Genomic DNA, 7,130 nt, shown 5'->3' with positions numbered 1-7,130 from the left:
GGCTCGACCATCGTCGGCTCGATGCTGCTGGGCGTCGAGCGCAAGGCGGCCGCCGAGTTCAGCTTCTTCATGGCCATCCCGATCATGGTCGGCGCCTTCGCCCTACAGGCGTCCCCGCCCCGTTCCGGTTGACCTGAAGTTGCAATCCCCTCATTCCTGGCGCCGCGCACAGTGGCGCTTGGGGTTTACGGGGGATTTTCATGACGGACGCGACCGCGCCTGCTTCGGGCGAGACGCTGACGTTCGGCCAGACGCTGAACTCGTCGGACTTTGTCGGGCTTGGCGTCAAGAACGGCCTGCTCAACATGGTGACGTTCGGCATCTACAGCTTCTGGGCCAAGACCGCGACGCGGCGGCGGATCTGGGAGAAGGTCAGCCTGAACGGCGAGGCCTTCAGCTACACCGGCAAGGGCGGGGAACTGTTCCTCGGCTTCCTGCTGGGCATGGTGGCCCTGTTCGTGCCCTATGTGGCCGTGATCATCCTGACGATGGTCAACAAGCTGTTCATGCTGCTGATCTTCCCGCTCTACATCGCCCTGATCGTGGTGTTGGGCGCGGCGACGTTCATGGCGTTCCGCTATGTCGCCGGCCGCACCCGCTGGCGCAACACGCGCTTCCAACTGACCGGCTCGCCGGCCAAGTTCGGCTGGACCTATCTGGGCTATTTCGCGCTGTTCTGCGTCACCCTGGGCTGGTTCTCGCCGGCCATGACCATGCGGCTGTCGGGCAAGCTCTGGGGCGGCCTGGCGTACGGCGACAAGAAGTTGAGCTGGCAGCGTTCGGCCAAGGAAGGCCTCTACGCCCCGTTCACTCTGGCCTGGCTGGTCGGCGTGGTCGGCTACGCGGGCTTCATCGCCATGATGATCCCGTCGATGATGGACGTTCAGGTCGGCGCCGCGCCGGCGGCGGCGCTGATCGGCAAGCTCTACGCCTATCTGCTGGTCTATATCCTCGTTCTGACGGTGGCTTCGGCGGCCTATCATGTCGCGCTGATGCGGGCGGTGATCGGGGCCATTCGAGTGGATGACGTCCGCTTCGCCATCGCGGTGAAGGCCGTCGATCTGATCGTCCTGAGCCTGACCAACGTGCTGATCCTGATCTTCTCGCTGGGCTTCCTGCTGCCGGTGGTCGAGGCGCGTTCGGCGCGCTTCGTGCTGTCGCGCCTGTCCAGCACCGGCACGGTGGACCTGTCCGGCGTTCGCCAGGCCCCGCGCGGCTCGGGCAGCGACGAAGGCCTGGCGGACGCGCTGGGGATCAGCACGTTCTGAACCAGGATCCCTCTCCCCTTGCGGGAGAGGATGGCCTCGCGGAGCGAGGTCGGGTGAGGGGTTGAAGGCCAGGACCGCCGCGATCAGCCGAAAGGCCGGTCGCGGCGGTTTTTGTTGAGAGACCCTCATCCGTCAGCCTGCGGCTGACACCTTCTCCCGCAAGGGGAGAAGGATCAGGTTCGCTCTGACGAAAAGGCGCGCTACGACTCTCCGCGAATCCGGGGAGATCCAGCGTGAGCCAGCTCAATCGACGTGACGTTCTAGCCCTCGGCGCGGCCGCCGCGGCGTTTGGTGGCGCCGCCCTGGCCGCCGCGCCCGGCGACGCCGCCGCCGAGGCGCTGCTGTCCTCGGTCGCCGAGGACCTGATGCGGGAATATCCCGAGAACGCCTCGGCCCTGGGCCTGGACAAGGGCGCGCGGGCCGCCCTGAAGGCCACTCTGACCGACCGCTCGCTGGAGGGGCGTGGCAAGCTGGCCGCCGCCGCCAAGGCGCGGGTCGCCAGGATGAAGGCGGTCGATCGCAAGACGTTGAGCCCGGCCGCCGCCCTGGACCTGGGCGTCGTCCAGACCGCCCACGAGTTGGCCGTCGAAGGCTTCGACTTTCCCTATGGCGACGCCATCGGCCTTTCGTCGCAGTGGTCCTATCGCAACGCGCCCTATGTGGTGGCCCAGAACACTGGGGCCTTCGTCGAGACGCCGGACTTCCTGGACAGCCTGCACGGGGTGACGAGCGCCGCCGACGTCGAGTCGTATCTGCACCGCCTGGAGCTGTACGCCGCCCAGCTGGACGGCGAGACGACGCGGCTGAAGCACGACGGGGCGCTGGGCGTGATCGCGCCGGACTTCCTGCTGGACAAGACGCTGAAGCAGCAGAAGGGCGCCCGCGCCCAGCCGATCGCCGACTGGGGCCTGGTCGCCGGCCTGGCCAAGAAGGCCAAGGCTGTCCCGGGCGATCACGCCCGCCGCGCCGCCGCCATCGTCGAGGGCAAGATCGCCCCGGCCATGGACCGCCAGATCGCCGAGCTGGCCGCCCACCGCGCCAAGGCCACGTCCGACGCCGGCGCCTGGAAGCTGCCCGACGGGGAGGCCTACTACGCCTGGGCGCTGCGGGCCGGAACCACCAGCCGCCTGACGCCCGACGAGGTCCACCAGATGGGCCAGGAAGAGCTGAAGGCGCTGTCGTCCCGCATGGACATCCTGCTGAAGGCCCAGGGCCTGACCCAGGGCAGCGTCGGCGCGCGGATGAAGGCGCTGGGCGAAGATCCCAAGAACCTGTTCCCCAACACCGACGATGGCCGGGCCCAGATCCTGGCCTATCTGAACGGCCGGGTGGCCGACATCCGCACGCGTCTGCCGCGCGCCTTCGCCACGATGGTGCCGGGCAATCTGCTGATCAAGCGGGTGCCGGTCGAGATCCAGGACGGCGCGCCGGGCGGCTATGCGGCGGCCGGTTCGATCGACGGCACGGTGCCCGGAAACTACTACATCAACCTGCGCGACACGGGCATGTGGCCGCGCTACGGCCTGCCGACCCTGACCTATCACGAGGGCCTGCCCGGCCACATCTGGCAGGGCGAATACACCTACAAGCTGCCGTTGGTCCGCTCGTTGCTGGCCTTCAACGCCTATTCGGAAGGCTGGGCCCTCTACGCGGAACAGCTGGCCGACGAGCTGGGGGCCTATGACGGCGATCCGCTGGGACAGCTGGGCTACCTGCAGTCCATCGCCTTCCGGGCCTGCCGCCTGGTGGTCGACACGGGCATCCACGCCAAGCGCTGGACCCGCGACCAGGCCATCGACTGGTTCGTGGCCACCAACGGCTCGACCCGCGAGGAAGTGCAGGGCGAGGTCGATCGCTACTGCGCCTGGCCGGGCCAGGCCTGCGGCTACAAGGTCGGTCACAGCGAGATCGTCCGCCTGAGGAGCAAGGCTCAGACCGCGCTGGGCGGCCGCTTCGACCTGCGCACCTTCGACGACGCGGTGGTGATGGGCGGCAACGTCCCGCTGACCGAACTGGAAGGCGTGATCGACACTTATATCGCGGGCAAGCGGAGCGCCTGAGTCCCTCATCAACCCGCTCATCCCGGCGAATGCCGGGACCCAGATCCTGTAGCGGTGTGGTGGGTTGGAAAGGCTCAGCGCTCTTGGCGTCAGCCCCAAAGCCMTTCCATCTGGRTCCCGGCMTTCGCCGGGAWGAGCGGAGATGGGGTGGGCGCCCTAGCCAAAGCTCGCGCTTTGCGTTCATCCTGCTCTCGCACGGGGGCGCTCGACCTCCGGCGAGCAGGGGGCGAAGGTGGACAACGGCATCAACCGCAGGGCGTTGGGCGCTCTGGCGATCGGCGGCGCGGCCAGCCTGGGTCTGAGCGGCTGCGACCGCGTCGGCCAAACCGAGGCGGTGGTGAAGTCCCGCCAGTTCCCGAACGACTTCGTCTGGGGCGTAGCGACCGCCGCTTTCCAGACCGAGGGCTCGCCCACCGCCGACGGGCGCGGCCCCAGCATCTGGGACACCTTCGAGAAGCAGCCCGGCCGGATCAAGGACGGCTCGAACGCCGACGTCGCCACCGACAGCTATCGCCGCTACGCCGAGGATGTTGACCTGATCGCCGGGGCGGGGCTCAAGGCCTTCCGCTTCTCGATGGCCTGGTCGCGGGTGCTGCCGACCRGAGAGGGCACGGTCAACGTCGCCGGCCTGGACCACTATGACCGACTGATCGACGCCTGCCTGGCCAAGGGGATCACGCCCTACGCCACCCTGTTTCACTGGGACCTGCCCCAGGCCCTGCAGGACAAGGGCGGCTGGAGCGCGCGCGACACCGCCAAGAGCTTCGCCGACTATGCCGCCGCCGTGGCCGGGCGGTTGGGCGACCGCCTGAAGCATTTCATCACCCTCAACGAACCGGCCGTGCACACGGTGTTCGGCCACGTGCTGGGCGAGCACGCGCCGGGCCTGAAGGACATCGCCCTGCTGGGCCCGACGACCCACCACATGAACCTGGGCCAGGGCCTGGCGATCCAGGCCCTGCGCGCGGCCCATGGCGACCTGCGGATCGGCACGACCCAGGCGCTGCAGCCTTGCCGCTCTTCCGGCGGGAAGCTGGCGTTCTGGAACCGTCCGGCGGCCGACGGCCTGGACGCCCTGTGGAACCGGGCGTGGCTGGATCCGCTGCTGAAGGGGACCTATCCGGCGCTGATGGAGGACTTCCTCAAGGGCCACGTTCGCGACGGCGACCTTGCGACCATCCACCAGCCGATCGACTTCCTGGGGGTCAACTACTACGCCCCGGCCTATGTGAAGCTGGATCTGGCCAGTCCCAGCCACATCGCGCCCGGCGCGCCGCCGAAGGGCGCGGAGCTGGACGCCTTCGGCCGGCAGATCGATCCGTCGGGTCTGGTCGAGGTGCTGGAGATGGTCCGCCGCGACTATGGCAATCCGCCGGTGTTGATCACCGAGAACGGCTGCTCCGACCCGTTCGGCAATGGCCCAGGCGTGATCGACGATGGTTTCCGCAGCCAGTACCTGCGCCGGCATCTCGAGGCGGTGAAGAGCGCGATGGAGGCCGGTTCGCGGATCGGCGGCTACTTCACCTGGACCCTGATCGACAACTGGGAGTGGGACATCGGCTACACGTCGAAGTTCGGCCTGGTGGCGATGGACCGAACGACCGGCGTGCGAACGCCCAAGGCGTCGTACGGTTGGTTCAAGCAGGTGGCGACGACGGGGCTGCTGCCGACCTCATAGAACCCTCTCCCTCTGGGAGAGGGTTCTAGCCGCCTAGTCCGCCTTGCAGATCAACACGTTCTTGCCGCCACGCTTGGCGGGCACGAGGCTGCCGGCGCACGGCTGGGGATTGGCGGGGTCGATGATCACCTCGCCCTTGGCGGCGATCGGCATGGCCGCGGGCTTGGCGCCGATCGGCGGCAGGTCGGCGGCGGGCTTCTTGGCGGTGGTCTTCGGAGCCGCCTTGGGCGTGGTCTTGGCGACCGGGTTGGCGACCGGCGGCTTGGCCACCGGCGTCACGGCTTCGGCCACAGGCGCGGCGGGAGCCGGCGCTTCGGGCTCGGCGGCCGGCGGAGCGGCTTCCGGGGCGGGCGCCGGTTCGAGGGCCGGCGCGGCGACGGGCGCCTCGCTCTTCTTGACGTTGTAGTTCAACGCCTGGCCGAACAGGTTGGACTTTGTTTCCAGGGTCTTGGCGCGGCTGTCGCAGTCACCGGGCGGGCTCCAGCTCATCCACACCTGGGCCAAGCGGGCCTTGTCGACCTTGTCGGCGCCGCTCCAGACCGAATGGCCCTTCTTGATCGCCGCCGCGCCGTATTCCGAGATCGGCCGGGGGCTGGCCTTCTCGGCCGCGACGATGGCCGAGCGATAGACGATCAGGTCCTTCTTGGCCTGGTCGCGCATCGACGGATATTCCTTCATGGCGGCGTTGAAGCCGTCAGGACCGGGGAAGGTCTTCTCGATCCGGGTCACCTCCGGCATCACCTTGTCGTACAGCTCGACATAGCCGCCCAGCGCGCCGTAGCACCAGCCGACATAGCCGTAGTCGTCGGTCGGGGCGGTGGCGGCCGGCTGGGTGCGGGGCGGGGGAGTGGAAGCGGTCGGCGCGGTGGACACCGGGGCGTCCTGGGCGATCAGGGCCAGGGCGAAAAGGAAGGCGGTCGCCATGCGGGCGGAAGTCCTCTTAGTGGGGCGTCGCTCAGAGAGTCGGTCGCGTTCGAATAGAGCATTTCCGGCCGCATTGGGACCGGAGCATGGCGCCGAGGTGTTTTGCACCGCGGTCGGTCAAGCGCCACCATAACGAACGGATGGGCCAAACGCTCCCGTCCACGGCAAAGATTCCTGTGCGCAGCCGGGCGTTGCGCACGGCGCCCGCTCTTCCGCACGTTACAAAGTTTCAATGTGCGCCGCAGCAAGGACCGGGTGGGGCCGCGACGTTTTTATGCTAGAAGGCAAAACGGGAGCGTGATCCGTTGGGAGGCGGGCGACGTATCTCCACTCGTCATCACTCCGCCACGCTTCTGGACTTTCGTCGCAGCCATGACCTTCTGGCGTAACATCGCAACGCTCGCCGCGCGCCGGCTGGACATGGCCGAGTGCCAGGAATGTCCGCCCGGTCTGCCTGGGCAGGATCCGGCCTTCTCGACGGCCGTGACGGCGCTTGGCGCCAAGTTGGCCAAGGCCGACGGCTCAGCCGATGGCGACGAATACGCCGCCTTCGCCGAGGTTTTCCATCCCGACCCGGAGTCGGAGAACAACATCCATCGGCTGTACGACCTGGCGCGCCAGACGACCCACGGTTTCGAGAGCTACGCCAAGCGGCTGGCCAAGCGCTATCGCACCTGCCCGCAGATCCTCGAGGACGTGCTGGACGGTCTGTTCCACATCGCCAAGGCCGACGGGGCGGTGACCCGGGACGAGCTCAGCTATCTGGAACGTGTGGCCGACCTGTTCGGCATGTCGCCGCTGTCGTTCCGCCGCCTGACCGCCACTCACGTCGGGACCGAGCCGGACGATCCCTACCGCATCCTCGACGTGCCGGCCGACGCCGAGGACGCGGTGGTGCACTCGGCCTGGCGGGCGGCGATGTCGGAGGCCCACCCCGACCGCGCCCGGGCTCGCGGCCTGCCGATGGAGTTCATCGAGGTGGCCGAGGCCAAGTCGGCCGCGATCAACGCCGCCTTCAGCACCGTGATGCGCGAGCGGCGCGAATTGTCGGGTCTGGCCGCGGGTTAGCCGCCAATTCGCCACGGTTAGCGCCGAATTCATTTTACGGGACGATCAGCCGGGTGTTCAGTTGACGTTCAGTACTGGCGCCCCATCTTGAATCCATGGGCGGGGCACGCCTGCGAGGACCATGATGGAGAC

The 7,130-nt window shown here is 68.2% G+C and carries 6 protein-coding genes; 5 read left to right on the top strand and 1 reads right to left on the bottom strand.

Going from position 1 to position 7,130, the window contains the following annotated elements:
- Positions 1-9 precede the first annotated feature (9 nt).
- The 4 genes from AC1DZ6_RS15155 (at position 10) to AC1DZ6_RS15140 (ending at position 5,006) form a co-directional block, all read left to right on the top strand.
- The gene (locus tag AC1DZ6_RS15155) at positions 10-132 is read left to right on the top strand and encodes an undecaprenyl-diphosphate phosphatase (protein WP_477097989.1); all 123 of its coding nucleotides are present in this window, start codon (positions 10-12) and stop codon (positions 130-132) included.
- 68 nt (positions 133-200) lie between these two features.
- A complete protein-coding gene (locus AC1DZ6_RS15150; RefSeq protein WP_477097988.1) occupies positions 201-1,268 on the top strand; it encodes a YjgN family protein in 1,068 nt (355 codons plus the stop codon).
- 233 nt (positions 1,269-1,501) lie between these two features.
- Positions 1,502-3,328, top strand: coding sequence for a DUF885 domain-containing protein (locus AC1DZ6_RS15145; protein WP_477097987.1), 1,827 nt, complete (start codon positions 1,502-1,504; stop codon positions 3,326-3,328).
- Between the two features lie 232 nt (positions 3,329-3,560).
- Complete coding sequence (locus AC1DZ6_RS15140; protein ID WP_477097986.1) at positions 3,561-5,006, top strand: GH1 family beta-glucosidase; 1,446 nt, start codon at positions 3,561-3,563, stop codon at positions 5,004-5,006.
- Between the two features lie 33 nt (positions 5,007-5,039).
- Here AC1DZ6_RS15140 and AC1DZ6_RS15135 read toward each other — a convergent pair whose 3' ends face one another.
- Positions 5,040-5,930, bottom strand: a complete 891-nt coding sequence (locus AC1DZ6_RS15135) for a hypothetical protein (protein WP_477097985.1) — start codon at positions 5,928-5,930, stop codon at positions 5,040-5,042.
- A gap of 372 nt (positions 5,931-6,302) precedes the next feature.
- Here AC1DZ6_RS15135 and AC1DZ6_RS15130 point away from each other — a divergent pair, with 372 nt between their 5' ends.
- Positions 6,303-6,998, top strand: coding sequence for a TerB family tellurite resistance protein (locus tag AC1DZ6_RS15130; protein WP_477097984.1), 696 nt, complete (start codon positions 6,303-6,305; stop codon positions 6,996-6,998).
- Positions 6,999-7,130: the final 132 nt, after the last annotated feature.

It is taken from the genome of Caulobacter sp. P1_B12_2 (assembly GCF_056406675.1).
This window is presented reverse-complemented; position numbering and strand designations above follow the sequence as displayed.

Coding starts and splice junctions, on each gene's coding strand:
- AC1DZ6_RS15150 (WP_477097988.1), top strand. CDS start 201: ATGACGGACGCGACCGCGCCTGCTTCGGGCGAGACGCTGACGTTCGGC.
- AC1DZ6_RS15130 (WP_477097984.1), top strand. CDS start 6,303: ATGACCTTCTGGCGTAACATCGCAACGCTCGCCGCGCGCCGGCTGGAC.
- AC1DZ6_RS15135 (WP_477097985.1), bottom strand. CDS start 5,930: ATGGCGACCGCCTTCCTTTTCGCCCTGGCCCTGATCGCCCAGGACGCC.